1 pseudogene is annotated in these 663 nt (G+C 58.4%); it reads right to left on the bottom strand.

Features of this window, described 5'->3' with window-relative positions:
* Window positions 1–663: pseudogene (gene fadH / locus A3730_RS27725) on the bottom strand (NADPH-dependent 2,4-dienoyl-CoA reductase); the annotation flags it as partial.

Genomic DNA, 663 nt, shown 5'->3' with positions numbered 1-663 from the left:
ACCAGATCAACCACGGAAAGGCGAAACATGACGATGAAATCATCGCCGCAACGCTTGCGCACTTCGCGAACGATTTCCACCGGGAAGCGACGGCGGTTTTCGGCACTGCCACCGTATTTGTCTTTACGCTTGTTGGTTCGCGACGCGGTGAACTGGTTGATCAGGTAGCCCTCGGACCCCATGATCTCCACACCGTCGTAGCCGGCTTTCTTGGCCAGCCATGCCGTGTGGGCAAAATCCTTCACCGTCTGCTCCACTTCCTTGGTGGACATGGCCTTGGGCTTGAAGGGGTTGATCGGGCTCTTGATCGCAGAAGCCGAACGGGAGAAGGGGTGATAGCTGTAACGCCCGGCATGGAGGATCTGCAGAGCAATCTTGCCGCCTTCCTGGTGCACCGCATCGGTCACCTTGCGGTGGTTACGCACATCCAGGCGGCTGTTAAACAGGCCGGCAAAGGGATAGAACCAGGCCTTCTTGTTGGGGTTGAAGCCACCGGTTACGATCAAGCCAACACCACCGCGGGCCCGCTCGGCAAAGTAGGCCGCCAGCTTGGGGAACTGCCAGAAGCGGTCTTCCAGACCGGTATGCATGGACCCCATAATCACCCGGTTCTTGATCTGGGTATGCCCCAGATCCAGCGGAGAAAGCAGGTTGGAATAGCGG

The organism is Alcanivorax sp. HI0044, assembly GCF_001634945.1.
The sequence above is the reverse complement of the archived record's forward strand: the minus strand, read 5'-3'. Positions and strand labels throughout refer to the sequence as shown.